Raw genomic sequence first — 26,986 nt, forward strand, 5'->3', positions numbered from 1 at the left:
GCCTCGAAATCCTTATCTAGATCCTACCAGCGGTAGTGCGAGAAGGCGCGGTTGGCTTCCGCCATCTTGTGCGTGTCTTCGCGCTTTTTGACTGCGGTGCCGCGGCTGTTCGCGGCGTCGAGCAACTCGCCCGAGAGCTTGTCGATCAGCGTCGACTCGTTGCGCGCGCGGGCGGCAGCGATGAGCCAACGGATAGCAAGAGCCTGACGGCGCTCGTTGCGAACTTCGACCGGCACCTGATACGTGGCGCCGCCGACGCGACGGGAGCGAACTTCAACCGACGGCATGACGTTGTCGAGCGCCTGACGGAAGAGATCAATCGGGTTCGCCTTGCCCCGCTGCTCCATCTTCTCGAACGCGCCATAGACCATGCGTTCGGCAACCGATTTTTTTCCGTCTTCCATCACCGCGTTCATGAACTTGGTGACGACGACGTCGTTGAACTTCGGATCGGGGATCACTTCCCGCTTTTGCGCCGCGTGACGACGAGACATCCTGACTGGCCCTTCGCTTCGAATTCTCTCTAAATCTCAAGGGCCAGATCGTCCGGCCCAAAAGAGGCCGCTTACTTCGGCCGTTTTGCACCGTATTTCGAACGCCGCTGACGGCGTGCCGCAACGCCCTGCGTATCGAGGACGCCGCGAATGATATGATAACGGACGCCGGGAAGGTCCTTCACGCGGCCGCCGCGGATAAGCACGACGGAGTGCTCCTGAAGGTTATGGCCTTCGCCGGGAATGTAGCCGATGACTTCGTAGCCGTTGGTCAACCGGATCTTGGCGACCTTACGCAGAGCGGAGTTCGGCTTCTTCGGCGTCGTCGTGTAGACGCGCGTGCAGACACCGCGCTTCTGCGGGCACGCTTCCATGTGGCGCGATTTCTCGCGGTAAACTGGCTTTACCCGGGGCTTCCGGATCAACTGTTGTATCGTCGGCATTCGCCCAATCCTGACTTCGGGACACCTTTCCGACAGCGGAAAAGCGCCAAGCAAACCTGCCAGGTGCGCGAAGTCCGCCCCTAGCAAGAAAAAACCAGAGGATCGTGCCGCCCGCTTGGGTGACAGATCATGGCCCGTCGATATGCTCTGCTTTATGGACGGGAGCGTTTAGGCGCAAAATTTGGCGCTGAAAGCGCCGAGCGGCCTACCACCAACCCGTGAGAGTGCGCGGAGCTATATACACACCCGCCATATTGGTCAACAGGCGCACCACAGGCTTGCGAAATTATTTTCGCCGAATTGACCGGCGAAAGGCAAAACGAACCTGCGACCTGTTGTCGGCCCAAACGCTTAGGACGTTTGCAACGCGACATAAATCCAATTCCGGTCAGTGCCTCGCTTAAATGGGAGGCCGCGCAAATATTTAAAGAGGCGGTTCCGCCCGTGTAACTTTCCGCAGCAAACGAGAACGGCCGCCTCCGGAAGGAAGCGGCCGCTTTGTTAATTTCTGTCTCCTGATGGAGAGGCGGAGGCTTACTCCGCCGCTTCCTCGGTGGGACGGCGGCGGCGGCGTGCCGCCGGGCCGGATGCACCGTCAGGGGACGGCAGGTTCGACGTCTTCGCCTTTTCCTTGGCGATGAGGTCGTCACGCTGCGTCGCGACTTTGCGGAGCTGACGCAACATGCCGCCGGTACCGGCCGGGATGAGACGGCCGACGATGACGTTCTCCTTGAGGCCTTCGAGCGTATCCGACTTGCCGTTGACGGCAGCATCGGTGAGCACGCGCGTCGTCTCCTGGAAGGACGCCGCCGAGATGAACGACCGCGTCTGCAGCGAGGCTTTGGTGATGCCCAAGAGAACCGGGTTCGCGGAAGCTGCTCGCTTGCCGGCCTTCTGGGCTGCTGCGTTGATTTCCTCGAACTCGATCCGATCGAGTTGCTCGCCTTTGATCAACTCCGTCTCGCCGGCGTCCGTGACTTCAACCTTCTGCAGCATCTGGCGAACGATCACTTCGATGTGCTTGTCGTTGATCGTCACGCCCTGCAGCCGGTAGACGTCCTGGATCTCGTTGATCAGGTAGTTAGCGAGTTCCTCGACGCCCTTGATCGCAAGAATGTCGTGCGGCGCCGGGTTGCCATCGTAGACGAAATCGCCGCGCTCGACGCGATCGCCGTGCTGGACGGCGAGGCTCTTGCCACGCGGGATCAGATATTCGACGGCTTCCAAGCTCTCGTCATCCGGCTTGATCGTGATGCGCTGCTTGTTCTTGTAGTCCTTGCCGAACTCGACGGTGCCGGAGATGTCCGCGAGGATCGCGTGATCCTTCGGACGGCGAGCTTCGAAGAGTTCCGCAACGCGCGGCAGACCGCCGGTGATGTCACCGGATTTCGCCGACGCGGTCGGAATACGAGCAAGAACGTCGCCGGCCTTCACTTCCGTGCCGCGATCGACGGACAGAACGGCCTCGACCGACAAGAGGTAGCGAGCGTCACCGCCGCGCGCGACCTTGATCGGCTTGCCTTTCGAGTCCTTGATCACGATCGCCGGCTTCAGCTCGGAGCCCTTCGGAGACGTGCGCCAGTCGATGATGACCCGGTTCGAGGTGCCCTTCATTTCGTCGGTCTGCTCGCGAACCGAAGAGCCTTCGATCAGGTCTTCGAAATCGACGACGCCATCGGCCTCCGACAGGATCGGACGGGTGTAGGGATCCCACTGCGCGATCTTGGTGCCGCGCTTAACGGTATCGCCTTCATCAACGAAGATGCGCGAACCGTAGCTGATCTTGTGGGTCGCAAGCTCCTTGCCCGTTTGGTCGACGATGATGACCGACATGATGCGGCTCGTCGCGACGTTCTGGCCCTTGGAGTCCTTGGCGATCGCACGGTTCTTCAGCTTCACGGTGCCGTTGAAGTTCGACTCGATGAATGACGAGTCGACCAAGTTCGCCGTGCCGCCAATGTGGAACGTACGCATCGTCAGCTGCGTGCCCGGCTCACCGATCGACTGCGCGGCGATGACGCCGACAGCCTCGCCGATGTTGACCGGCGTACCGCGAGCGAGGTCGCGGCCGTAGCACTTGGCGCAGACACCATTGACCGTTTCGCAGGTCAGCACCGAGCGGATGCGGACTTCCTGCAGCTCGGCCTTGGTGATGGCGTCGGCGTGCTTTTCCTCGATGAGATCGCCGTTGGCGACGATGATCTCGCCGGTGGTCGGATGCTTGATGTCTTCCGCAGCCGTACGGCCGAGCGAACGGGCCGCGAGCGACACGATCACCTGACCGGCGTCGACGACAGCCTGCACGTTGATACCGGCGTCGGTGCCGCAATCGACTTCGGAGATGATGGCGTCCTGCGCAACGTCAACGAGACGACGGGTCAGGTAGCCAGAGTTCGCCGTCTTCAAGGCGGTGTCGGCCAGACCCTTACGGGCGCCGTGGGTCGAGTTGAAGTACTCGAGAACGGACAGACCTTCCTTGAAGTTCGAGATGATCGGCGTCTCGATAATTTCGCCCGAAGGCTTCGTCATGAGGCCGCGCATACCGGCGAGCTGCTTCATCTGTGCCGGCGAACCGCGCGCACCCGAATGGCTCATCATATAGACCGAGTTGATCGGGCGATCGCGGCCGGTCTTGGCGTCCTTCTGAACGGCCGAGATACGGTCCATCATTTCCTTGGCGATCTGATCGGTGCAGCGCGACCAAGCGTCGACGACCTTGTTGTACTTCTCGAGCTGAGTGATCAGACCATCCTGATACTGCTGCTCGAAGTCGCGCACCTCGGCGTTGGTCTTCTCGACGATCTTTTCCTTCGTCTCCGGGATCAGCATATCGTCCTTGCCGAACGAGATGCCGGCCTTGAAGGCATGGTGGAAGCCGAGCGCCATGATGCGGTCGCAGAAGATCACCGTCTCCTTCTGACCGCAGTTGCGGTAGACCAAGTCGATCAAGCCGGAGATGTTCTTCTTCGTCAGAAGCTGGTTCGCCATCGCGAACTTCATGCCCGGCATCTTCGGCAGATGCTGAGCGAGAAGCAGGCGGCCTGGCGTCGTTTCGTGGACTTCGGAGACTTCCACGCCCTCGGCATTGACGCCCGTGTAACGGCCTTTGATCTTGGCGTGCAACGTGACGACCTTCGATTCAAGGGCGTGGAGCACCTCGTTGATCGAACCGAACATCATGCCTTCGCCGGGTTCGCCGTCGCGCATCATCGACAGATAGTAGAGACCCAACACGATGTCCTGCGACGGCACGATGATCGGCTGGCCGCTCGCGGGATGCAGAATGTTGTTCGTCGACATCATCAGGACGCGCGCTTCGAGCTGGGCTTCGAGCGACAGCGGGACGTGCACGGCCATCTGATCGCCGTCGAAGTCGGCGTTGAAGGCAGCGCAGACCAACGGATGAAGCTGGATGGCCTTACCCTCGATCAGTTGCGGCTCGAACGCCTGAATGCCGAGGCGGTGAAGCGTCGGGGCACGGTTCAGCATCACCGGATGCTCGCGAATGACCTCGTCGAGGACGTCCCAAACCTCGGGCTTCTCCTTTTCGACGAGCTTCTTCGCCTGCTTCACGGTCGCCGCCTGGCCGAGCGTCTGCAGACGCGCGTAGATGAACGGCTTGAACAGCTCGAGCGCCATCTTCTTCGGCAGGCCGCACTGATGCAGCTTCAGCTCAGGGCCGACCACGATGACCGAACGGCCGGAATAGTCGACGCGCTTGCCGAGCAGGTTCTGGCGGAAGCGGCCCTGCTTGCCCTTCAGCATGTCGGCGAGCGACTTCAGCGGACGCTTGTTGGCACCCGTGATGACGCGGCCGCGGCGGCCGTTGTCGAACAGAGCGTCGACGGCTTCCTGCAGCATGCGCTTTTCGTTGCGGATGATGATGTCGGGCGCACGCAGCTCCATCAGCCGCTTCAAGCGGTTGTTGCGGTTGATGACGCGGCGATAGAGATCGTTGAGGTCGGACGTCGCGAAGCGGCCGCCGTCGAGCGGAACGAGCGGACGCAGCTCCGGCGGAATGACCGGGACCTGCGTCAGGATCATCCACTCGGGACGGTTGCCCGATTCCATGAACGCTTCGATGACCTTCAGGCGCTTGCCGAGCTTTTTCGGCTTGAGCTCCGTCGTCGCCTCGGCGATCTCCTGGCGGAGTTCCTGAGCGATCTTCGGCAGGTCCATGGCGGACAGAAGCTCGCGGATCGCCTCGGCGCCGATGCCGGCGGTGAAGGTGTCAGCTCCGTACTCGTCGATCGCCTGGTTGTACTGTTCTTCGGTCAGAAGCTGCTTTTCAGCGAACGGCGTCGTGCCCGGCTCGATGACGATGTAGTTCTCGAAATAGAGAACGCGCTCGAGATCTTTCAGCGCCATATCCATCAAGAGGCCGATACGCGACGGCAGCGACTTCAGGAACCAGATGTGCGCGACGGGCGCAGCCAGCTCGATGTGGCCCATGCGCTCACGGCGAACCTTTGCGAGCGTCACTTCAACGCCGCACTTTTCGCAGATCAGGCCCTTGTACTTCATGCGCTTGTACTTGCCGCACAAGCACTCGTAATCCTTGATCGGTCCGAAGATGCGTGCGCAGAAAAGGCCGTCGCGCTCGGGCTTGAACGTCCGGTAGTTGATCGTCTCGGGCTTTTTGATCTCGCCATAAGACCACGACAGAATGTCGTCGGGCGAGGCAATCGAGATCCGGATCTGATCAAATACCGGAGCGGGAGCCTGCGATTTAAAGATGTTGGTAATTTCGTTCATCGGCTGTCTCCTCGTGGGCGCGGCTGGGGAACCCGTGCCCGTGGAATTTTCAGGCCCTCGCCCCGCGTGCGTGCGGACGGGCGAGGGTTGGTTCCCTCTCCCCGCACGGGGGAGAGGGTCAGATCGTGTTATTCAGCCGCTGGCGGAAGCTGCGCCTGAGGCGCTTCCGGCGTTTCCGGCTGATCGTTTTCGGCTTCGATCTGCGGCACCTCGCTGTTGACGAGTTCAACGTTGAGGCCCAGAGCGCGCATTTCCTTCACGAGCACGTTGAAGCTTTCCGGCACGCCCGCCTCGAACGCGTCGTCGCCACGGACGATCGCTTCGTAGACTTTGGTGCGGCCCGCGACGTCGTCGGACTTCACGGTCAGCATTTCCTGCAGCGTGTAGGCGGCGCCGTAGGCTTCGAGCGCCCAGACTTCCATTTCGCCGAAGCGCTGGCCGCCGAACTGCGCCTTGCCGCCCAGCGGCTGCTGGGTGACGAGCGAGTACGGTCCGATCGAACGCGCGTGGATCTTGTCGTCGACAAGGTGGTGCAGCTTCAGAACGTACTTGTAGCCGACAGTCACCTTACGATCGAACGGCTCACCCGTGCGGCCGTCGAATAGCGTCACCTGACCGGAAGTATCGAAGCCAGCGAGCTGCAACATCTCGACGATGTCCTTTTCGCGCGCACCGTCGAACACGGGTGTCGCGATCGGAACGCCGGTCCGCAGGTTTTCAGCGACTCCAACGAGGTCTTCGTCCTTCAGAGACGGCTTGATCACATCCTGACCATAGACGCGCGACATCTGATCCCGGAGAGCCTGCGCCTGGCCGCTCTCATGGAACTGATGCAATGCATCGTCTATCATGCGGCCGAGGCCACGGCAGGCCCAGCCAAGATGCGTTTCGAGGATCTGTCCGACGTTCATGCGGCTCGGCACCCCGAGCGGGTTCAGAACGACGTCGACCGGCGTGCCGTCCTCGAGGAACGGCATGTCTTCGGACGGGACGATCATCGACACGACACCCTTGTTGCCGTGACGGCCGGCCATCTTGTCGCCCGGCTGGATCTTGCGCTTCACCGCGACGAAGACCTTGACCATCTTCATCACGCCTGGCGGCAGCTCGTCGCCGCGCTGCAGCTTGTCGACTTTGTCGGCGAAGCGAAGACCCAAACCTTTTTTGGCGTCCTCGTACTGCTTCTGAATGGCTTCGACCTCGGCCTGCGCCTTCTCGTTGGCAAGGCCGATTTCCCACCACTGGCTGCGCGGAATGTCATCGAGAATGGCGTTGTCGATGATCGTGCCCTTGCGCGCGTTCTTCGGACCCTTGGCGACTTCCTTGCCCATCAGCGCGTCTTTGAGACGCGCATAGACGTTGCGGTCGAGGATCTGCAATTCGTCGTCGCGGTCCTTGGCGAGGCGTTCGATCTCCTCGCGTTCGATCGCCATCGCACGCTCATCTTTCTCGACGCCGTGGCGATTGAAGACGCGGACTTCGACGATCGTTCCGGCGACACCGGGCGGGAGACGAAGCGAGGTATCGCGAACGTCGGACGCCTTTTCGCCGAAGATGGCGCGCAGAAGCTTTTCTTCCGGCGTCATCGGGCTTTCGCCCTTCGGCGTGATCTTGCCGACCAGGATATCGCCCGGGTGGACTTCGGCGCCGATGTAGACGATGCCGGCTTCGTCGAGGTTCTTCAGCGCTTCTTCCGAAACGTTCGGAATATCGCGCGTGATTTCCTCAGGTCCGAGCTTCGTATCGCGGGCCATGACCTCGAATTCCTCGATGTGGATCGAGGTGAACACGTCCTCGGAGACGACGCGTTCGTTCATCAGGATCGAAGTCTTCGAAGTTGTAGCCCATCCACGGCATGAACGCGACGAGTACGTTCTTACCGAGCGCCAACTCGCCGAGTTCGGTCGAGGGACCGTCAGCGATGATGTCGCCAGCCTTGACGTGATCGCCGACGTTGATCAGCGGACGCTGGTTGATGCAGGTGTTCTGGTTCGAACGCTGGAACTTGCGCAGACGATAGATGTCGACGCCCGGCTTCGAGGGATCCTGCTCTTCCGTTGCACGGATGACGATACGGGTTGCGTCGACCTGATCGACGATGCCCGTGCGGCGTGCAGCGATGGCAGCGCCCGAGTCCTGGGCGACACGCTCTTCCATGCCGGTGCCGACCAGCGGGGCTTCCGCCTTGATCAGCGGGACGGCCTGGCGCTGCATGTTCGAACCCATGAGGGCGCGGTTGGCGTCATCATTCTCGAGGAACGGAATGAGCGCGGCCGCGACCGACACGAGCTGCTTCGGCGACACGTCGATGTAGTCGACCTTGTCCGTCGGAACGAGCATCACGTCGCCCTGATAACGAACGGTGACGAGGTCCTCCGTCATCTTGCCCTTGGCATCGATGGCGGCATTGGCCTGCGCAACGTGGTGGCGCATCTCTTCCATGGCGGAGAGGTACGCGACGTCGTCCGTCACGCGGCCGTTGACGACCTTGCGATACGGGCTCTCGATGAAGCCGTACTTGTTCACGCGCGCGAAGGTCGCGAGCGAGTTGATGAGACCGATGTTCGGGCCTTCCGGCGTCTCGATCGGGCAGATACGGCCATAGTGCGTGGGATGGACGTCGCGGACTTCGAAGCCGGCGCGCTCACGCGTCAGGCCGCCGGGTCCAAGTGCCGAGAGACGGCGCTTGTGGGTGATCTCGGACAGCGGGTTGGTCTGGTCCATGAACTGCGACAGCTGCGAGGAGCCGAAGAACTCGCGCACGGCGGCGGCCGCCGGCTTGGCGTTGATCAGATCCTGCGGCATCACCGTGTCGATATCGACCGACGACATGCGCTCCTTGATGGCGCGCTCCATGCGGAGCAGGCCGACGCGATACTGGTTCTCCATCAGCTCGCCGACGGAGCGGACGCGTCGGTTGCCCAAGTGGTCGATGTCGTCGATCTCACCCTTGCCGTCGCGCAGATCGACAAGCGTCTTCACGACCGCGAGGATGTCCTCACGGCGCAGAACGCGCATCGTGTCGGGCGCGTCGAGTTCGAGGCGCATGTTCATCTTGACGCGGCCGACGGCCGACAGATCGAACCGCTCGGGATCGAAGAACAGCCCCTGGAACAGCGCGGTCGCAGCTTCAATGGTCGGCGGCTCGCCCGGGCGCATGACCCGGTAGATGTCCATCAGCGCTTCCTGCTGATTGGCGTTCTTGTCGATGTTGAGCGTGTTGCGGATGAACGCACCGACGTTGATATAGTCGATGTCGAGGACGTGGAATTCCTTGACCTTCTGCTCCTTGAGCTCGGCCAGGAGGTTTGCGTCGAGTTCGTCGCCGGCTTCGGCGAAGATCTTGCCGGTTTCGAGATCGACAATGTCCTCGGCGATGAACCGGCCCGCAAGATCTTCAGCGGAAATCAGGATCTCTTTTACGCCGTTCTCGGCAATCTCGCGCGAACGCCGTGCGGTGATCTTCTCACCGGCGCGCGCCACGACTTCGCCGGTCTTGGCATCGGCGATATCCGACTGCGGAGTGATGCCGCGGAACTTCTCGGGCATGTACGGCATCTTCCAGCCGCGCTTGGATTCCTTGATGGCAATATGCTTGTAGAAGTGCGCCAGGATCTCTTCGTCGTCGAGGCCCAGGGCATAGAGCATCGTCGTCACCGGAAGCTTGCGGCGACGGTCGATGCGGACATAGACGTTGTCCTTCGCGTCGAACTCGAAATCGAGCCAGGAACCGCGATAGGGAATGATGCGAGCGGCGAACAACAGCTTGCCGGAAGAGTGCGTCTTGCCACGATCGTGGTCGAAGAAGACGCCCGGCGAACGGTGCATCTGCGAGACGATGACGCGCTCGGTGCCGTTGATGATGAAGGTGCCATTGAGCGTCATGAGCGGCATGTCGCCCATGTAGACGTCTTGTTCCTTGACGTCCTTGATCGACTTCGAGCCCGTCTCCTCGTTCACATCGAACACGATCAGGCGCAGCTTGACCTTCAGCGGCGCGGCAAACGTCATGTCGCGCTGCATGCACTCGTCGACGTCGAACTTCGGCGGCTCGAATTCGTAGCTGACGAATTCAAGCGTCGACTTGCCGGCGAAATCGGAAATCGGAAAAACGCTCTTGAACACCGACTGCAAGCCGAAATCATCCGGCCTGCCGCCCGGCGGCTCTTTGACCATCAAGAAGTCATCGTAAGATGCTTTCTGAACCTCGATGAGGTTCGGCATCTCCGCGACTTCGCCGATAGAACCAAATTGCTTCCGGAGGCGTTTGCGGCTGGTGAGGGTTTGAGCCATATCGGTCCCTTCGTGCTCTCGTTTGCGGGGCGGGGGCCCCGAGATCCAATGCGACGCGTTCAGGGTCCCCAGGAAATCAGGACCTCTGGAAACGGTTCACCGGAGGGTCCTTTTTCGAGGTTCGAGAACCCCAGGACCCTCCGGAAAACCGTCTTTTCATTTGCATCCGGCGTCTGAGCCGGGTGCGGTATGCACAGGCATCAACACCGGCCGGGAGCGACCCAGCCGGTGTTGATGTGAAATTTACTTCACCTCGACGACGGCGCCCTGATCCTCAAGCTGCTTCTTGAGTTTCTGAGCATCTTCCTTCGAGACGCCTTCCTTGACGGTCTTGCCGCCGGCCTCGACGAGGTCCTTGGCTTCCTTGAGGCCAAGACCCGTGATGGCGCGAACTTCCTTGATGACGTTGATCTTCTTGTCGCCGCCCGACTTCAGGATAACGGTGAACTCCGTCTGCTCTTCGGCCGGAGCAGCAGCAGCGCCGGCAGCCGGAGCAGCAGCGACAGCAACAGCAGCGGCGGCCGAGACGCCCCACTTCTCTTCCAGAGCCTTGGCAAGCTCAGCGGCTTCGAGCACGGTGAGGCTCGAAAGGTCATCAACGATTTTTTCGATCTTCGACATATATAGTGTCCTTACGGTTTGAACCTAGTGGTTGAATTGCAGCACCCCCTCTGGGCCGTGCTGCGTAGCTCTTCGAGGGCTCAAAGCCCCACAACTTCCGATGGTTAGGCTGCTGCCTCTTCCTTCGACGCCTTGGCCTGAATGACGCGGGCCAGCTTGGCACCGGGCTCTTTGATGGTCCGGGCGATTTTGGTCGCCGGAGCGTTCAAGAGGCCGATGATCTTGGCGCGCAGTTCATCAAGCGACGGCAGATCGGCAAGAGCCTGCACACCTTTCGCGTCAAGGATGGTCTTGCCCATCGCGCCGCCGAGAATGACGAGCTTGTCGTTCGTCTTGGCGTACGTGACGGTCGCCTTCGCTGCGGCGATCGGGTCTTTCGAGAAGGCCAGAATGGTCGGCCCTGTCAGAAGATCAGAAAGCTTTTCAGCGTCGGTATCCTTGAGTGCGAGAGCTGCCAGCTTGTTCTTGGCCACCTTCACAGAGCCGCCTGCCTCTTTGAGGCGCTTGCGGAACTCTGCGGATTGAGAGGCCACCATGCCGGTGTTGTGGGCGACGACCACCACACCCGTGCTTTTCAGCGTGGTGTGAAGGCTGTCGATGAGCTCACGTTTCGCGGCTCTATCCACGTCTCGTCTCCTTGCTGCGAAGCTTCATTCGCGAAGCCCCGCGGGTTGCACCTTTGCCGCCGTCTCCGGTGAGGGATAGGGCGACACTTGTCTGTCCTCGTTCCCGTGGACCGCACAGATGAGCGGCACGGTGCTGACCCAGAAGGTTCAAACCGGACATCAGGCTCTCGCCTCAAATCCGATCCACTGCTTCTGTCTCATGCGGGCTCTCAGCGATTGAGAGACTTAGGCGTCACCGGCAGGCCGGATCAGCACCCACAATCTCGGACAGTGCCGAACCGAAGCGAAACCGCACCGGTTCGGGGTTTTCCGGGTTGCCCCGGAATTCTTCAAACTTAAGCGACCGGTCCCGATGCGACGGATGCGGTGTCGAGCTTCAAGCCTGGACCCATCGTCGAAGACACCGATACCTTCTTGAGGTAGGTGCCCTTGGACCCTGTTGGCTTCGCCTTCACGACCGCGTCGATGAACGCCTTGATGTTCTGGACCAGAGCTTCTTCGGTGAAGCTCGCCTTGCCGACGCCGGCGTGCACGATGCCCGCCTTCTCGACGCGGAACTCGACCGAGCCACCCTTGGCACCCTTGACGGCGCCGGTGACATCCATCGTCACCGTGCCGACGCGCGGATTCGGCATCAGGCCGCGCGGGCCCAACACCTTACCGAGACGGCCGACGAGACCCATCATGTCGGGGGTCGCGATGCAGCGGTCGAAGTTGATCGTGCCTTTCGAGACGATCTCGACGAGGTCTTCGGCGCCGACGATATCGGCTCCTGCGGCCTTCGCCTCTTCCGCCTTGGCGCCACGTGCGAACACGGCAACGCGAGCCGTGCGGCCCGAGCCGTTCGGCAGGTTGCAGACGCCGCGGACCATCTGGTCGGCATGCTTGGGATCGACGCCGAGATTGACGGCGACCTCGATCGTCTCGTCGAACTTCGCCTTGGCGCGTTCCTTGATGATCTTCACTGCTTCGGCGACGCCATAAGCCTTGCCTGCGGGCAGGCCCTGCTTGATGGCGAACATGCGCTTGCCACCGGCCTCCTGCGTTTCCTTGATCTTCTCAGCGCTGATTTGAGCTTTTGCCATCGGACTACTCCACCACCTTGAGGCCCATCGAACGTGCGCTGCCCGCAAGCGTGCGAGCGGCGGCTTCGATGTCGTCGGTGTTCATGTCCTTGAGCTTGCCCTTGGCGATCTCTTTCAACTGCGCGATCGTGACCTGACCGGCAACGATGCGACCCGGCTCTTTCGAACCTTGACCGCCTTTGCCTGTCGGACGCAGACCTGCTGCTTTCTTGATGAGATACGTCGCCGGCGGTTGACGCATCTCGAACGTGAAGGAACGGTCGGAGTAGACCGTGATCTTCACGGGAATCGGTGTACCCTGCTCGAGGTCCTTCGTTTTTGCATTGAAGGACTTGCAGAATTCCATGATGTTGACGCCGCGCTGGCCAAGCGCGGGACCGATCGGCGGCGACGGATTGGCCGCCCCTGCCGGTACTTGTAGATTGATAAAGCCGTCGACTTTCTTCGCCATAGTTCCCCTTCAGTGTTAGAGCATTCTGCGCGCGCTGGCGCCGATGCTCAGGGTTAGCGGTTCAACGGACGAGCTTGCCGAAATGGAAAGCCTGTCCTCCCGCACATCGCCGCACCGAAACCAAAGCCTCGATGCGGTCTCCGACGGCATGCCGCCGGAATTCTCAATTGCCTTAAGCGCTGCAAAGCGTCTTCAGGCCGGCACCTTCTCAACCTGCGTAAATTCGAGTTCGACCGGTGTCGGGCGTCCGAAGATCGAAACCGCGACCTTGACGCGCGAGCGTTCCTCGTCGACTTCCTCGACGACGCCGGTGAACGACGCGAACGGACCGTCGGCGACCTTGACGTTCTCGCCGATCTCGAAGGTGATCGTCGGCTTCGGACGCTCGACGCCTTCCTTCACCTGATTGAGGATCCGCATCGCCTCAGCTTCCGGGATCGGCATCGGCTTGTTGTCGGCACCGAGGAAGCCCGTGACCTTCGGCGTGTTCTTGATCATCACGAACGCCGCGTCGGTCATCTTCATTTTGACGAGCACGTAACCCGGCAGAAATTTCCGCTCGGTCGGAATCTTGCGACCGCGCTTGATCTCCACGACCTCTTCCGTCGGCACGACGATCTCTTCGAAGAGATGATCGAGACCGCCCGCCTTCGCACGCTCGCGGATGGCGTCAGCCACCTTGCGTTCGAAATTCGTGTAGGCGTGCACGATGTACCAGCGCGTGCCGGCAACCGTTGCTTTATCTTCGCGTTCTTGCGCGATAACCATTCTCAAAGGCCCTCTGGCGCGTCACTTAAACCAAATATGCGAGCCGGATTTCAGGTGCCCACCCCTAAGACGAAACGCACGATGTGGCTCAGCGCCTGGTCTACGAGCAAAAAGAAAACAGAGGCGAGCGCGACCATGATGAGCACCATCAAAGTCGTGATCCACACCTCTTTCCAAGTCGGCCAAGTTACCTTTGCGACTTCCTGCCGAACCTCTTGCATAAAGGTTATGGGATTGAACTTCGCCATCAAAACTGCTTTCCGTGCGCATAAGCGACAACATGCCGCACCCGACCTTGGCATTCGCCACGGCCGGTCGGCAGATCAAACTCCACGAGGCTGGCAGGGGCGGAGGGTCTCGAACCCCCGACCTTCGGTTTTGGAGACCGACGCTCTACCAATTGAGCTACACCCCTAGTCCTGACGGGGGCCAGAGCCCTTCGTCGAGCAGCCTCTTTCGGGGCGTGCACCCTTAACCGAAGTTTCAGGCCTTGTCAGCCCCGGCTGCGCCTTTTTTCTGGCGGGCCGCGCCGCGCCTGCGAAATGCCCCGCTATCGCTCATAAAGAGACAGGCTGGCGCTATAGAGGCCGGGGACGTCCTGTGTCCGCACGAGTTTCCATCCGTCCTTGGCCAGAGCGGCAGAGATGACCACAGGTTGCAGTCCCGTCGGCGCTCCATCGCGAAAGCGGCGGATGTCCCTGAAGGTTTTGGTCGCGATGTTGACGACGACGAGCCGGTGATACCCGCGCAAAGCGGAGACGTCCGTCGGTGGCTGTAGGCTTTCCCAGCCCAACGCCACGATCTGGTGCGGGCCGGTCTTATCTGAACGCCACTGGGCCAGCGTTGTGCCGCGCGTATAGCGCAGCGGGAAATAACCCCACGCCCATTCGGCTCCCTGTTCGTAGACGACTGCGGTAGACGGCCCGGCCTCGTCGATCATCCGATCAAGTGCTTTTTGCGGGCCGTGAACGAACATGCGCCCATCCTGGAAGAACACCACGGACGCCAGGGCAGCGCCCGCCAAGGTGGATGCGATGCCGGCATCGCGGAACCAACGCGTCCACGCGGCTGGGAAATTCAATTCTGCCACTCCTGCCGCCGCGATGACGGCAAGCATTGGCAGCGCCCAGATGCTGTAGGATGGCTTCAGCGGTTCAAAGCGATCGGTGACGAAGTACGCCAGGACAGTCGCGGCCAGGCCGGCGATCAGAGCGATGAGCAGTCCGACGGCCGGCGCGCGCAATGCCTGGCGCCCGTCTCGCATCAGTGGCGAAGCAACGGCAATGATCGCCAACGTCAGCCATCCGGCGAAAAACAAAATCGCCGACAGCGGCGAAACCATATTCACTGACGCTGCCAGGACGCGAGGAAAATAAGTCGCAACTGCCAAAAGTGACCGAGGCTCAGCGATCACCGGACCTTGCGACATGGCAACGGCGCCGGAAGCGAAAGGTAGAATGCCCAGGAACAGCAACCCGACAATGCCATAGCCGACGACAATTCGGACAATCGCGGAAGGATTATTCAGATAGCGCAGGCCCAGCGCCGCGGTCATCGCCGACAATGCGACCAGGCCGAAAAAGTGCGTGTAAATCGTGACGAGGCCGCAAGCGAAGAACCCAAATAATTTCTTTCCCGAGGTCGCATTCCAGTCGGCATACAAATCGAGAAAAAGTGCGATCATGATGCAGACTTCGGTAAAAAAGAGCGGATAGGCGCGAATTTCGACCGACGCCTCGATGAGCTTCGGCGACAAGACGAGCATCGCGAGCGCAAAAAGCGCGGCGCCCCGACCAAAGGAGCGGCGCACGGCGATCGTCAGCACGGCCAACCCCATCAGGGTAATAACCCAGTGCAATATGCGCATATTCGTCGCCGGATTTCCAAACGCCAGATAGCCGACGTGATCGACCAAATAGCTGATCGGCGGCATTCGGTCTCCGGGAACGCCGAAGCGGCCGAGATCGACGCCCGACAGCCACGCGAGCAACTCGTGAGGCGGCAAAGTCATGCCTGAGAGTTGGGTCGACTCGTCGATCCAAATGTTCTGAAGCTTCAGAAAATGGAACGATAAAAATCCGAACGCTACAAAACCTATAATGGCAAATATCGCAAAGAGTGGCGAACGCGCGTCATCGCGTGTGGTCACGAGGCTCCCCCACTGACAACCATGACTTCCCCAACAAAGCTCTAATTGCAAACCGGACAGGCGTCCACAGGCGGCCCCAAACCGGCTTGCCGTTTTGAGCGCCGCTGTATCACCGAAGATAAAATTCCGACTGAGCGAAGTCTTATCTGCCCGCGCCAGTCCAAGGGCCGGCGGTCTCGGTCGTCGCAGAGCCGGAACCGCCGACAGGTTCGACCACGACGGCCGATCCGTATGCCAGAACCTCGGTCACGGCCGCGGCGATCTCGTTGGCATCGTAGCGCATCGCGACGACGGCGTTGGCGCCCATGCTCTGCGCGTGTTCGACAAGAAGATCGAAGGCTTCCTGACGCGCGTGCTCGGCGAGCTTGGTGTAGACTGAGATGTTGCCGCCGAAGAAGATCTGAACGGCAGCACCGAGATTGCCGACGACACTGCGCGAGCGCACGGTCAGTCCGCGGACGAGTCCGAGATGACGGACGATGCGATAGCCTTGGATTTCATTGGTCGTGACGACAAGCATGACGCGGCCTCTCCTGTGGCGCCCGGCTCGGTGCCGGACATCTTTCTGCGCCGAAGCTATCGCGACTTTCGGTGCATGACGACGGCAGAAGCGATAAATCGCGGGATCTTCGTGCATTACCCGCTTCAGGCCGCCATCGCGCAGATGGGGGAAATGTTCTTGATTGCCAATTGCATGACCTTTAACTGACCCGGCCTAGCGACGTTGGACCTCGACTTTCGTTCCGGAAAGACAAGCGGTCCTTGCAATTGATCGGGACAGAATTTGCCAAAGCAATCACATCGCGCCGCCTCCAAGGTTCCACCGATTCTGGCGCACGCAGGACCGATGCTGGAGCGCTACGACGTCATCTTTTGCGATGTCTGGGGCGTTGTTCATAACGGCGTCACTGCTTTCGAAGGCGCCTGCCTAGCGCTTCGGAAATTTCGCGAGCGCGGCGGCGCGGTGATCCTCGTTTCGAATGCTCCGGTTCCGAAAAAACGTGTCGCGGACATGCTCGATTCCCGGCACGTGCCGAGGGAGGCGTGGGACGACATCGTCTCTTCCGGCGATATCGCGCTCGGCCATGTCGAGGACCGGAAGTTTCAGCGCCTTTATTGCATCGGACCGCAGGATCGTGATCAGGCGCTGTTCTCAGCGCTCAATGCACGTTCGGTCGAGCTTCGCGACGCCGAAGCGATCATCTGCACGGGCTTGAACGACGACCGGCGAGAAACGCCCGACGACTACCGCGAAACGCTCGAACACGCCCTCGATCAACGGCTGCCATTTGTGTGCGCCAATCCGGATCTGGTCGTCGATGTCGGCGGAACACTGCTCTACTGTGCCGGTGCGATTGCCGATCTCTATGCCAACATGGGCGGCGAGGTTTATTGGGCGGGAAAGCCTTACCTCAGCGCCTACGAGGCGGCGCATCACAAAGCCGAAGCGCTGCGCAATGCCAACGTCGAAAAAAAACGGACGCTTGTCATCGGCGATGCTCTGCGCACCGATATCAAAGGCGCGCAGAATTGGGGTTGCGACGCGCTATTTATCGCATCGGGCATTCACCGGCACGAGACCGTTGAGGGAATAGACCTGTCGGCGAACAAGCTCTCCGATCTATTCGGAGCGAACGCGCCGCCCGCAATCGGCGCCATGCTCGAGCTGATGTGGTAGCTGCTCCGTCTATTTGATCGGCTTAGTCGAGACTTCCGGCGGTATTTCGGCCTTGGGACGCTTCGGCTCGGGCCCATCCGAGAAGCTGTTAAAGACCACATCGGGCGAGGTCGTGTTGTGCTGCGAAGGCGTCAACCGACCGATCCAGATATCGGTGGCGCGGGCGTGGTCGAACTTCATGATATTTTCCTCACGCCAGCCTTTGGCACCGTGTTCGCGAACGGCAATCCGCGCGGTGTCGTTATTGAATTCCGTCACGTACATCGAGCGCAGCATGGCGAACGGGCCGCCGTCGATGCCGTGGTCGAACGCGACGTCGAGCGCCAGACGATTGGAATCGATGCTCGCTATCTTCACGGTCGCAGTGCCGCCCCGTTCGAACGTCAGCGTGAACTGGCGCTTGTCGGGATCGAAAGCGGCTTCCTTGATCTTCACGAGCGGACGGCCTTCCTTTTCGATCGGGCCGATGAGGAACGACGAGCCGTAGGCTGTGACTTCCATGTTGGCGGGCGTCATCGGACGCGGTCGCCAATAGCCGTCCTGCGGATAAAGCACGAGCACCTCGTCGGCACGGCCATCCTTCAGCACCCAGACCTGGAGCATGTGAATGCTGTTGTAGACCTTGTCGCCGATGCGCACGGTCGCGGTCGCAGGGCGCCAGAACGAAGGATATGTGTAGCCGACAAGCCATAAGTCCGGCTCGCCGACGAGAGTGACTTTCTTCGGCGGCACGGGTGCCTTGAACACAGGATCGGTGGACATATCGCACGCCGTCCAATCAGGCTCGATGTTACTGCGCATTGCGGAAGAGAGATAAACAGGATGCGCCGCCTCGATGCGGAATGAGCGGACGTTCTTGTTGGAGAATGCGACGGCGACATTGTCCTTTTCGGCACAGAGCACAGGCTCGCTCTGGTTCTGCACGTCGACGCCAAGGCCATCGAGCGATGCGGCGCGAGCGCACGCGAGCGGCGCGGCGAGCGAAAGCATAATCAAAGCAAGCAAACGAACGTACGATGGCATTCCATTCTCCGGTTCGGCTGATGGTCTCAGTATGGGGCGAGCATCGCATAAACGTCGCCCGAATTCGCATCATGCGGCAGATTGCTCAGGTGAGCGGCCATTTCCTGATCAGAACGCCAATGGTCGAAGTCGAGTTTCTGGGTTTCTCCGAGCGAGAGATTAAAGCGGTAGTCACCGAGCGCGGAGAGGCGATCGAAGCACGCCATCGCGACATCGCGCGCTATGGTCGTAAACTCGAACGACAGGGCTTTGACAGGTTGTGAGAGACCGCGCAGAACCGCATCTTCGTAACCCTCAACATCGATCTTGATGAACGCCGGCATGCCGTAACGCGCGATGAGACCGTCGAGCGTTACGATCTCGATCGGGATGTGAACGTCCCACACCTGCCCTTCCCAGCCGCGGGCGCCGTCGGCCTGGTGGACAAAATCTTCCGACAGAGTCGAGACGGTGGGATTAGCGGTATTGACAAAAAGATCGCGAACGCCGGCGTCGGCTCCAACCGCGCGATCGACAATCTCAACGAGCGGGTCGCGGCCGTGGATGTGATTGAGTGCCGAGAAAAGCAGCGGTTGCGGTTCGACCGCGACGACGCGGGCACCAAGCCGGCGAAACGACGAAACGCGATCTCCGACGTGCGCGCCGATGTCGAAAACGAGGGAGCCCGGCTCAACGAAGCGGCGATAGAGTTCGTCCATCGCGTCTCGTGGTGCGTCGGGGCCAAGATAGATGCGCAACGATCTAAAGACGCCGCTCAGAGCTTGCGAGACCATGCTACCGTCCGGCATCGAGCGACTTGATCTCCGGCGGCGGATCGAAATCCTCCGGGATTCCGGCAATACCATAGCGGCGGAAAACGCGACCGACGGATGGGCTTGCGGTAATGACGGCGAATGGAACGGCGAGCAGATAGCCAGCGGTCAAAGGCAAACTCCAGATCAGCAACGGCGGAGAAATGACGGCAAGCGCCGCATAGAGAGTCGTTCCAAACAGCAGCTGTGGCCAAAGGGCCGCGAAAGCCGTTGGCCACGAAATTCCCGCGCCGTCACGTTGCTGGCCGTTCCACGAGACTGATTTTCCCAAGATCAAAGCAAGCATGAATATAGATGTTCGAATGGTCGTCATGGCGCTGAGAAGCAACGAAAACAAAATCTCCATACCAGCGCTCAGTGCAAACCTCGCGCTCCCGCCGAAACGGTGGACCTCGCCGGGCATCATGATCGCGTCGACAACGCCCGCAAGCTTCGGCGCGAGGTGCATGACAAAAAGCACCGCGTACAGCGTTTCTACGGTATGCCAGCGGAAATCTGCGACATTTTGGGCGTTAAGCGCCAGCATCGGCAAAAGGGCGGCCGCGAGCGTCCAGGCCGGGACGCCGAGGAACATCAAGATCGCCCACGACAGCTGAAAGCGGCTTACGGGCAGCAACCCCGTCAAGCTGATCAAACGGAAGTACTGCAGGTTGCCTTGGCACCAGCGGGCATCCCGGCGCATGAATTCGAGAAGGTCGGGCGGATTATCTTCGTAGGAGCCGGTCTCGATGGGGAGCACGCGCACTTCGTATCCGGCGCGCCGCATCAGCACCGCTTCGACCTGATCGTGCGACAGAATTTGTTCACCGCCGAGAAGGCCGTCGAGCTGGCAATGCTCGACGTAGGGCTTGATGCGCACGAGCGCATTGTGGCCCCAGAACGGCCCACAGTCGCCGACCCACCAGGCCTGTCCCATCGTATAGGTGCGCATACCGAGCCGCATACCGAACTGGAAGATACGCGCAAATGCCGACGAGGACGGCATTCCGACGACCAGGCTTTGCAGGATGCCGATGCGCGGATGGTTCTGCATGATATTCACGAGGCCGACGATGGCGTCGCCCGTCATCAAGCTGTCGGCATCGAAAGCGAGCATCAGTTCGTAGTCCGCGCCCCAGCGCGCGGCGAAGTCGCGGACGTTGCCGGCTTTGAAGCCTTCGTTACCGGTGCGACGACGGTAGACGATGCGATCGCCGTCGGGATCGGCCGCGCGCCATTCGGCGACCAGAGCCTCCTCCTCGCGAATGAGGTCCTCGCGGTTGCTGTCGCTCAAGACGAAATAAGAAAAGCGGGCACCGTCGGATGTGCGGTCGAGGCTCGCCTTGACGATTTTCAGCCGCAGCAGGGCGCGAGCAGGATCCTCGTTGCGAAGCGTCATCAGCACGGCGGTGTTAACCGTGATAGGCCGGCGACCTGTCTCGAAATCGGAAAATGCCGATCGGTTAGTGGCTCCCGAGCGCCGCCCATGAAGCTGCCACAGGCCGATGACAGCGTTCCAGAAACCGAGAATCGGCCACGGAATGCCCAATGCCACGCAAATGACCATGACTGCCGCGGTTATCGTCCAGCCGCCTTGCGACAGGAGGCTCGCGGTGATCGCGACGACGAGCAGCCATGTCGTCACGTTGAACAGCAGAACAATGCGGCGGCGGCGGGTGAGCGTCGCTCTTGCATCAAGGCCCGCGGGGGTCGTAAGGCTCTCGGCGTCGGCCATATCTACCGCGTCAGGCTTCAACATCGCGTCCCGCTCGGCCCCGATCGTCATTACGGACCAATCCTTCGCAATGAATGACCCGCAGAGCACTCTTCCGTCCAATGCCAAGGCGACACGCCGCAGCCAAGGCCAGATCGTGGTCGCGCGCGCGCTCTGGCACGTGAAGCCCGGCATGGCCGAGATCCGCTCCGAGCGCCTTGCGCCGACGCCACCCGGAGCCGTGCGGATCGCCACCGAATATTCCGCTCTCAGCCGCGGCACCGAGCGCCTCGTCGCACTCGGTCGCGTGCCCGAGAGTGAATGGTCGCGAATGCGCGCGCCGCTGCAGGCCGGAGAATTCTCATTCCCGGTCAAATACGGCTATTCGGCGACGGGCGTTATCGCGGCCGGAGCGGACCATCTCATCGGCAAACGCGCGTTCGTGTTGCATCCGCATCAAGATAATTTCGTGGTGCCACAGGCGATGGCGGCGCTGCTACCCGATGCCGTATCATCGCGCCGGGGCGTGTTGGCTGCCAACATGGAAACCGCGCTCAATGCCCACTGGGATGCAGGGACAGCACTCGGCGACCGTGTGCTTGTGATCGGCGCGGGAATTGTGGGTTTGCTCACGGCCTATCTCGCCCGACGGATTGCCGGGACGGAGGTTGCGATACTAGACGTGAACCCTGATCGTGGGCGCCTCGCCGACGCGCTCGGCATTCGGTTCGTGTCACCGGCCGACGTTCCGAAAGACAACAGGATCGTGTTTCATACCAGCGCGACCGGTGCGGGCCTCGAGGCCGCGATCGACGCCTGCGGATTTGAGGGAACGATCATCGAGATGAGCTGGTATGGATCGGAGCCGGTGTCGCTGAAACTCGGCGGCGCCTTTCATAGCCGGCGCTTGAAGATTCAATCTTCGCAGGTCGGGCATGTCGCGGCGAGCCATCGCGCGCAAGTCACGCGCACCGACCGGCTCGCCCGTGCCATCGAACTTCTCGACGACGATCGCCTCGATGCGCTTGTCGTGGACGAAATTCGCTTCGAGAATCTACCGGCGGAACTGCCACGCATCTGGTCGTCGTCCGATCTGCCGCCCATCATTCGCTATCAAACAGCCGAGTAACGCCGCTCCATGTTCTCCGTCGAAGTCCGCAACCGCATCATGATCGCCCACTCGCTGCCCGATCCATTCTTCGGACCGGCGCAGAACCTGCACGGCGCGACGTTCGTCGTCGATGTCGCGTTCTTTCGAGAGAAGCTGACGGCGCATAACGTCGTCGTCGATATCGGGGCAGCCCTTGATGTTCTCGGCAAGACGCTCGAACCGCTCGCATATCAGAACCTCGACGTGCTTCCGCACTTCAAGGGCAAGCTGACAACGACGGAGTTTCTTTGCAAATACGTGTTCGACCGGATGGCGGCGGCGGCGCTGTCGGGCGCGCTCGGCGACGATGGCAAGACGCTGTCGCGGATCCGTGTGACGCTGTCGGAAACCGATCTGGCGCGCGCCAGCTACGAGGGGCCGATCAGTGGCTGAGGCGATTTTTGCCATTCCGGGAGATTTGAAAACGGCGACGGGCGGTTATGCCTACGACCGCCGGGTGATTGAGCTGCTGCCCGATTTCGGCGTCGCGGTTCGAGTGCTGCCGTTGCCGGCGTCATTCCCCAACCCCACAGATTATGACCTGGAAGAGACGCGGCGGATCATTGCCGGGCGGCCGCAAGGTTCGGTGCTGGTGGTCGACGGCCTCGCTTATGGGGCTTTTTCCGAGCCGGTGCTGGACGAAATCAAAGGCCGCGTGATCGGTCTCGTGCATCATCCTCTGTTTCTGGAAACGGGACTGCCGCACGGGCGCAAGGTCGAATTGAAAGAAAGCGAGGAACGCGCCCTCCAGCGCGCGAACCACATCATCGTGACGAGCCGGGTGACGAAACGCATCGTCACCGACAAGATGGGAATTTCGTCTGAGAAGATCACCGTCGCGGAGCCCGGGACCGATCCGGCGCAGCGGGCAACCGGAACCGGCGCGCCGCTGCAGATCCTCGCGGTCGGCGCAGTCTTGCCGCGTAAGGGCTATGACCTGCTCGTCGAAGCGCTGGCGCCTCTGAAGGATATCGATTGGCGGCTGACAATCGCCGGGGCGCTCGACCGGCATCCGCAGGCAGTCGAAGCGGTCCAGAGCGCCATCGAGAAACACAGACTGGAAGACCGGGTGACGCTCGCGGGCAAAGTCGTGCCGGCGACGCTCGAACGGTTTTACGAGAGCGCCGATCTGTTCGTGTCGGCATCCCTTTTCGAGGGCTATGGGATGGTGCTGGCGGAAGCCATGGCGCGCGGTTTGCCGATCGTGCTCGCAGCCGGAGGCGCGGCGGCCGACACGGCGGGCGAAGCAGCGGCGCTCCATGTCGAGGCGGGCAACGTGGCCGAACTCACGATCGCCCTGCAGCGCGCGTTGACCGACAAAAAGCTGCGCGACCGGCTGGCGGACGCGTCCTGGGAGGCGGGACGTACCCTTCCGACCTGGCATGAAACGGCGCGGCGCTTCGCGGCGGTAATCCTGGGGCTTCGACCGTGAACGAATTTTCCTCGGAATGGCTCGACCTTCGCGAGGCCGCCGATGTGCGCGCGCGAAACAGCGAAGTTGCCAGCACCGTTGCGGCGCGCTTTGCATTGAGAGAGACGCTGACGGTTCTCGATCTCGGCGCCGGAACAGGCGCGAACCTGCGGGCGACGGCGCCGCTTCTGCCCTCACGGCAGATGTGGACACTTGTCGACCGCGACGCCAATTTGCTTGGAGCGGCGCGCGCGAAGCTTGCACGCTGGGCCGACAGCTATCAAAGCGATGGTGAAGCGCTGGAACTCGAAAAAAGCGGTCGCAAAATTCGTGTGACGTTCAAATCGGCCGATCTGGCGCGGGAAACGCAGAACCTCATAAGCACGAGCGGAGCAGAGCTGGTCACGGCTTCGGCGTTTTTCGATCTGACGTCGGAGGACTACATCCGCGAATTCGCAAAAGCCGTGGTGGCGGCGTCGGCGGCATTCTATGCGACGCTGAATTATAACGGCCTGCAGAAATGGACGCCGCACCGGCCGGCCGACAATCAGATGACGGCGGCGTTTCAGCGCCATCAGATGCGGGACAAGGGTTTTGGGCCGGCGGCCGGTCCGCTCGCCGCGTCGCATCTTGTCGATCAGTTCCGCATCAACGGCTATCTGGCGTTCGAAGGTGACAGCCCGTGGCGGCTCGAACGCGCCGACCGCATGCTGATCGAGGAACTGGCTCGCGGCTTCGCGGTCGCGGTGACGGAGCAAGGCGGCGTCGATGAAAAAACCATCATCGCGTGGGTCAACGTTCAACGCAGCGCGGCGCTGGTCGGACACACCGATGTTTTCGCGGTGCCGTCGTAGCGACAGCAGAGTTCGTCAGGCCACGCGCTTCGGGATCATGCGTTCGACGACGCGATCCTTGCGCAGGAAGCGGTGATAGATGGCAGCTGCGATATGCAGCACGACGAATGCGATAATGAGGATCGCGCCGGTCTCGTGCCATTCGAAGATTTCCTTCGAGAGATCTTCGTTCTTGTCGACGAACGCCGGCAGACGAAAATTGAAAACGTCGAGATAATCGCCATACGAGATCGCAAGGAAACCGAGGATCGGCACCACGAGCAGCAAGGCGTAAAGCGCCCAGTGCACGAGATGGCTGACGCCCGTCAGCGCAGGCGGAACGGTCGGATCGGAGCGCGGCGCACCGCGTGTCAAACGATAGAGCAGCCGCCAGACGACGAGCGCCAACACGATCAAGCCGATGAGCTTATGCGAGCTATAGAGAAATCCCGTCAACGCATCCCAGACGCCTTTGACCGGTTGGCCCTTCTCATCGACCGACGGCATATCGTTGCCGCGATAGGACATGTAAAAGCCGAGCGGCAGCTGAATGAAGATAAGAAGCGCGAGCAACCAATGCAGGCCGCGCGCCGTCGGCGTGTATGTGGGGAGATCGTATTTCGGATCCTGCGCCATGGCCGTCAGCCTCGCCGCTGATGTCTCAGATCACAATCAAACAGCACGTCACCGCCGTCAAGAACATGGACCTTCGTTTCGGGCCGCGGGCCTCGCTCAAACTGGCGATCGGCGCCAGCGACAGCGTGTTTATGTCTTTGCAGTGCATTTCTCAGATGTCATCATATTTCAGCGTGTTATAAGGCGCGGAAGCGATGACGGCGGCCTGCTTCGCCCAACGCCAACGGTCCTTCCCCTATTCTCTCATAGCCTCTCGACATGAAAACGAAACCGCTCGGCCTCGTCGCAATCTACACGCGTTCGCTCGCCCTCCTCGCGTCCGAGAAATATCTTGCGATTGGCCTTGCGGCGGCCGGCATCGTCATTGCGGTCACTCAGCTGGCCGAGCCGATCCTATTCGGACGCGTGGTCGATGCGCTGAGCAAGGGTGAGAGCGCATTTACATATATCGGTCTTTGGGCGCTGTTAGGGCTCTTCGGAATCGTCGCGGGCGTCGTCGTCGGCATCAACGCCGACCGGCTTGCGCATCGGCAGAAGCTCGCGCATCTCGCGAGTATTTTCGAGAAGACCATCGCGCTGCCACAAAGCACGCACGCGACGCGCGGATCGGGGGCGACGATCCGGACGATCCTGGCGGGCATGAGCGCACTGTTCTGGCTCTGGCTCGGCGTCATGCGCGAGCAATTGAGCACCGTATTCGGCATCATCCTGCTGGTGCCGACGGCGTTCGCGATGGACGTCCGCATGGCGACAATTCTGGTAGCGCTGGCGGGAGCCTACACGCTGATGCATGTGTTCGTCGTCAAGCGGACCGCCGTCGGACAAGCGGCCGTCGAAGCGCATGAGACGGCGCTGTCGAGCCGCGTGGTCGATGTTCTGGGCAACGTGACCGTCGTGCAAAGCTATGGACGGCTTAAGACTGAGGCCGACTCGCTGCGTGGGCTCGCGGGCGATCTTCTGTCGGCGCAATATCCGGTGTTGACGTGGTGGGGCGTGCTGACCGTCATGCAGCGGTCGGCAGCGACGCTGACGATGGTCGTCATCTTCACGGCGGGCGCAATCCTGGTCGGTCGCGGCGAGTTGACGGTCGGGCAGATCGTCAGTTTCGTCGCATTCGCAACGCTGCTCATTTCGAAGCTCGATCAGCTTTCGGGTTTCGCGGTGCGGATCGACCAGCAGGCCCCGACGCTGACGGCGCTGTTCGAATTGATGGATGAAGCGAGCGCCGGCAGAGATGCTCCCGGCGCCAAGGCGCTTGTCACCGGCCACGGCGCCGTGACGTTCGACGACGTTACGTTCCGTTACGACGGCGGCACGCAAGGAATTTCCGATGTTTCATTCGTGGCGAAAGCCGGAGAGACCGTCGCCTTCGTGGGACCGACGGGCTCCGGCAAATCGACGACCATCGGGCTGCTGCAGCGGTTCCTGAAGCCGAAATCCGGGCGCATCCTGATCGACGGCCAGGACATCGCCGGAGTGACGCTCGGTTCGCTTCGAAGCACGATTGCGGTCGTGTTCCAGGATGCGGGCCTCTTCAACAGGTCGATCGGAGACAACATTCGGATCGGCAAGCCGGATGCCACCGATGCCGATGTCGAACGCGCTAGCCGGCTCGCAGAAGCTCACGACTTCATCATGCGCAAGCCGGGCGGCTATGACTTCATGATCGGCGAGCGCGGACTGGCGCTGTCGGGCGGCGAGCGGCAGCGGATCGCGATCGCGCGCGCGATCTTGAAGGACGCGCCGATCCTCATCCTGGATGAAGCGACGAGCGCGCTCGATTCCGAGACGGAGGCCAAGATCAAGCGGGCGCTCGATACGCTCCGTGCGGGGCGCACTACGTTCGTTATCGCGCACCGGTTGTCGACCGTAGCGGATGCCGATCAGATTTTCGTGCTCGACCAGGGCCGGATTGTGGAGCACGGGCAATTCATGGAACTCGCGGAAAGCGGCGGCCTGTTCTCACGCCTCGTCGCCGAGGGCGGCTTCACGGTGCCGAAGACTACGGAACACGCTCCCGATGCAGATGTCGACCGGAGCGGCTGACCACTTCTTGCGTTTGTGC

General features: G+C 61.2%; 21 protein-coding genes, 1 tRNA gene and 1 pseudogene. 6 read left to right on the plus strand and 17 right to left on the minus strand.

Features of this window, described 5'->3' with window-relative positions:
- Positions 1-23: 23 nt before the first annotated feature.
- The 13 genes and pseudogenes from rpsG to QM780_RS07390 all read right to left on the minus strand — a co-directional run bounded on the left by rpsG (position 24) and on the right by QM780_RS07390 (position 16,205).
- Positions 24-494: a 30S ribosomal protein S7 gene (rpsG, locus tag QM780_RS07330; protein WP_415069813.1), complete on the minus strand. Its 471-nt coding sequence runs from the start codon at positions 492-494 to the stop codon at positions 24-26.
- A gap of 71 nt (positions 495-565) precedes the next feature.
- Entirely contained in the window at positions 566-937 is a 372-nt protein-coding gene (gene rpsL / locus QM780_RS07335) for a 30S ribosomal protein S12 (RefSeq protein WP_415069814.1), read from the minus strand.
- Between the two features lie 534 nt (positions 938-1,471).
- On the minus strand, positions 1,472-5,692 hold the full coding sequence (rpoC, locus tag QM780_RS07340; protein WP_415069815.1) for a DNA-directed RNA polymerase subunit beta': 4,221 nt from the start codon (positions 5,690-5,692) through the stop codon (positions 1,472-1,474).
- 128 nt (positions 5,693-5,820) lie between these two features.
- Positions 5,821-9,985 (minus strand): annotated as a pseudogene (gene rpoB, locus QM780_RS07345) (DNA-directed RNA polymerase subunit beta).
- Positions 9,986-10,228: 243 nt separating this feature from the next.
- Positions 10,229-10,606 (minus strand): 50S ribosomal protein L7/L12, encoded by a 378-nt coding sequence (gene rplL, locus QM780_RS07350; RefSeq protein WP_415069816.1) that lies wholly within the window; start codon positions 10,604-10,606, stop codon positions 10,229-10,231.
- A gap of 104 nt (positions 10,607-10,710) precedes the next feature.
- Entirely contained in the window at positions 10,711-11,232 is a 522-nt protein-coding gene (gene rplJ / locus QM780_RS07355) for a 50S ribosomal protein L10 (protein WP_415069817.1), read from the minus strand.
- A 335-nt stretch (positions 11,233-11,567) separates the two neighbouring features.
- A complete protein-coding gene (gene rplA / locus QM780_RS07360) occupies positions 11,568-12,317 on the minus strand; it encodes a 50S ribosomal protein L1 (protein ID WP_415069818.1) in 750 nt (249 codons plus the stop codon).
- Between the two features lie 4 nt (positions 12,318-12,321).
- Entirely contained in the window at positions 12,322-12,768 is a 447-nt protein-coding gene (gene rplK / locus QM780_RS07365; RefSeq protein WP_415069819.1) for a 50S ribosomal protein L11, read from the minus strand.
- A gap of 192 nt (positions 12,769-12,960) precedes the next feature.
- The gene (gene nusG / locus QM780_RS07370) at positions 12,961-13,536 is read right to left on the minus strand and encodes a transcription termination/antitermination protein NusG (RefSeq protein ID WP_415069820.1); all 576 of its coding nucleotides are present in this window, start codon (positions 13,534-13,536) and stop codon (positions 12,961-12,963) included.
- Positions 13,537-13,586: 50 nt separating this feature from the next.
- The gene (secE, locus tag QM780_RS07375; protein WP_415069821.1) at positions 13,587-13,784 is read right to left on the minus strand and encodes a preprotein translocase subunit SecE; all 198 of its coding nucleotides are present in this window, start codon (positions 13,782-13,784) and stop codon (positions 13,587-13,589) included.
- A gap of 91 nt (positions 13,785-13,875) precedes the next feature.
- Positions 13,876-13,951, minus strand: a tRNA-Trp gene (locus QM780_RS07380).
- 135 nt (positions 13,952-14,086) lie between these two features.
- Complete coding sequence (locus QM780_RS07385; RefSeq protein ID WP_415069822.1) at positions 14,087-15,685, minus strand: hypothetical protein; 1,599 nt, start codon at positions 15,683-15,685, stop codon at positions 14,087-14,089.
- A gap of 142 nt (positions 15,686-15,827) precedes the next feature.
- Positions 15,828-16,205 (minus strand): YbjQ family protein, encoded by a 378-nt coding sequence (locus QM780_RS07390; protein ID WP_415069823.1) that lies wholly within the window; start codon positions 16,203-16,205, stop codon positions 15,828-15,830.
- A gap of 264 nt (positions 16,206-16,469) precedes the next feature.
- Between QM780_RS07390 and QM780_RS07395 the strand changes: the two genes are divergently transcribed.
- On the plus strand, positions 16,470-17,363 hold the full coding sequence (locus tag QM780_RS07395) for a TIGR01459 family HAD-type hydrolase (protein WP_415069824.1): 894 nt from the start codon (positions 16,470-16,472) through the stop codon (positions 17,361-17,363).
- 9 nt (positions 17,364-17,372) lie between these two features.
- On the opposite strand, the gene QM780_RS07400 is transcribed toward QM780_RS07395, so the two are convergent.
- The 3 genes from QM780_RS07400 to mdoH are packed head-to-tail and all read right to left on the minus strand — an operon-like array spanning position 17,373 to position 20,963.
- Positions 17,373-18,386, minus strand: a complete 1,014-nt coding sequence (locus QM780_RS07400) for a hypothetical protein (protein ID WP_415069825.1) — start codon at positions 18,384-18,386, stop codon at positions 17,373-17,375.
- Positions 18,387-18,412: 26 nt separating this feature from the next.
- Positions 18,413-19,174, minus strand: a complete 762-nt coding sequence (locus tag QM780_RS07405; RefSeq protein ID WP_415069827.1) for an FkbM family methyltransferase — start codon at positions 19,172-19,174, stop codon at positions 18,413-18,415.
- Positions 19,161-20,963 carry a glucans biosynthesis glucosyltransferase MdoH gene (gene mdoH / locus QM780_RS07410; RefSeq protein WP_415069829.1) on the minus strand — a complete coding sequence of 601 codons (1,803 nt, stop codon included), beginning with the start codon at positions 20,961-20,963 and terminating at the stop codon, positions 19,161-19,163. Before mdoH ends, QM780_RS07405 begins: the two co-directional genes overlap by 14 nt.
- A 19-nt stretch (positions 20,964-20,982) precedes the next feature.
- Here mdoH and QM780_RS07415 point away from each other — a divergent pair, with 19 nt between their 5' ends.
- The 4 genes from QM780_RS07415 to QM780_RS07430 are packed head-to-tail and all read left to right on the plus strand — an operon-like array spanning position 20,983 to position 24,306.
- Positions 20,983-22,020 carry a zinc-dependent alcohol dehydrogenase gene (locus QM780_RS07415; protein WP_415069830.1) on the plus strand — a complete coding sequence of 346 codons (1,038 nt, stop codon included), beginning with the start codon at positions 20,983-20,985 and terminating at the stop codon, positions 22,018-22,020.
- Positions 22,021-22,029: 9 nt separating this feature from the next.
- Positions 22,030-22,434 (plus strand): 6-pyruvoyl trahydropterin synthase family protein, encoded by a 405-nt coding sequence (locus QM780_RS07420; RefSeq protein WP_415069831.1) that lies wholly within the window; start codon positions 22,030-22,032, stop codon positions 22,432-22,434.
- Positions 22,427-23,473 (plus strand): glycosyltransferase family 4 protein, encoded by a 1,047-nt coding sequence (locus QM780_RS07425; RefSeq protein WP_415069832.1) that lies wholly within the window; start codon positions 22,427-22,429, stop codon positions 23,471-23,473. Before QM780_RS07420 ends, QM780_RS07425 begins: the two co-directional genes overlap by 8 nt.
- Entirely contained in the window at positions 23,470-24,306 is an 837-nt protein-coding gene (locus QM780_RS07430; RefSeq protein ID WP_415069833.1) for a class I SAM-dependent methyltransferase, read from the plus strand. Before QM780_RS07425 ends, QM780_RS07430 begins: the two co-directional genes overlap by 4 nt.
- A gap of 15 nt (positions 24,307-24,321) precedes the next feature.
- Here the strand turns inward: QM780_RS07430 and QM780_RS07435 are convergent, their stop codons facing one another.
- Positions 24,322-24,921, minus strand: coding sequence for a cytochrome b (locus tag QM780_RS07435; protein ID WP_415069834.1), 600 nt, complete (start codon positions 24,919-24,921; stop codon positions 24,322-24,324).
- A 258-nt stretch (positions 24,922-25,179) separates the two neighbouring features.
- Between QM780_RS07435 and QM780_RS07440 the strand changes: the two genes are divergently transcribed.
- Entirely contained in the window at positions 25,180-26,967 is a 1,788-nt protein-coding gene (locus tag QM780_RS07440; RefSeq protein WP_415069835.1) for a glucan ABC transporter ATP-binding protein/ permease, read from the plus strand.
- Positions 26,968-26,986 lie beyond the last annotated feature (19 nt).

Source organism: Hyphomicrobium sp., from assembly GCF_047600905.1.
Lineage (GTDB): Bacteria > Pseudomonadota > Alphaproteobacteria > Rhizobiales > Hyphomicrobiaceae > Hyphomicrobium_B.

Bases quoted from the DNA above. Each gene is read 5' to 3' on its own strand.
- rpsG (WP_415069813.1), bottom strand. From the start codon at position 494: ATGTCTCGTCGTCACGCGGCGCAAAAGCGGGAAGTGATCCCCGATCCG.
- rpsL (WP_415069814.1), bottom strand. From the start codon at position 937: ATGCCGACGATACAACAGTTGATCCGGAAGCCCCGGGTAAAGCCAGTT.
- rpoC (WP_415069815.1), bottom strand. From the start codon at position 5,692: ATGAACGAAATTACCAACATCTTTAAATCGCAGGCTCCCGCTCCGGTA.
- rplL (WP_415069816.1), bottom strand. From the start codon at position 10,606: ATGTCGAAGATCGAAAAAATCGTTGATGACCTTTCGAGCCTCACCGTG.
- rplA (WP_415069818.1), bottom strand. From the start codon at position 12,317: ATGGCAAAAGCTCAAATCAGCGCTGAGAAGATCAAGGAAACGCAGGAG.
- rplK (WP_415069819.1), bottom strand. From the start codon at position 12,768: ATGGCGAAGAAAGTCGACGGCTTTATCAATCTACAAGTACCGGCAGGG.
- nusG (WP_415069820.1), bottom strand. From the start codon at position 13,536: ATGGTTATCGCGCAAGAACGCGAAGATAAAGCAACGGTTGCCGGCACG.
- secE (WP_415069821.1), bottom strand. From the start codon at position 13,784: ATGGCGAAGTTCAATCCCATAACCTTTATGCAAGAGGTTCGGCAGGAA.
- QM780_RS07390 (WP_415069823.1), bottom strand. From the start codon at position 16,205: ATGCTTGTCGTCACGACCAATGAAATCCAAGGCTATCGCATCGTCCGT.
- QM780_RS07400 (WP_415069825.1), bottom strand. From the start codon at position 18,386: ATGCCATCGTACGTTCGTTTGCTTGCTTTGATTATGCTTTCGCTCGCC.
- QM780_RS07405 (WP_415069827.1), bottom strand. From the start codon at position 19,174: ATGCCGGACGGTAGCATGGTCTCGCAAGCTCTGAGCGGCGTCTTTAGA.
- mdoH (WP_415069829.1), bottom strand. From the start codon at position 20,963: ATGACGATCGGGGCCGAGCGGGACGCGATGTTGAAGCCTGACGCGGTA.
- QM780_RS07415 (WP_415069830.1), top strand. From the start codon at position 20,983: ATGAATGACCCGCAGAGCACTCTTCCGTCCAATGCCAAGGCGACACGC.
- QM780_RS07420 (WP_415069831.1), top strand. From the start codon at position 22,030: ATGTTCTCCGTCGAAGTCCGCAACCGCATCATGATCGCCCACTCGCTG.
- QM780_RS07435 (WP_415069834.1), bottom strand. From the start codon at position 24,921: ATGGCGCAGGATCCGAAATACGATCTCCCCACATACACGCCGACGGCG.
- QM780_RS07440 (WP_415069835.1), top strand. From the start codon at position 25,180: ATGAAAACGAAACCGCTCGGCCTCGTCGCAATCTACACGCGTTCGCTC.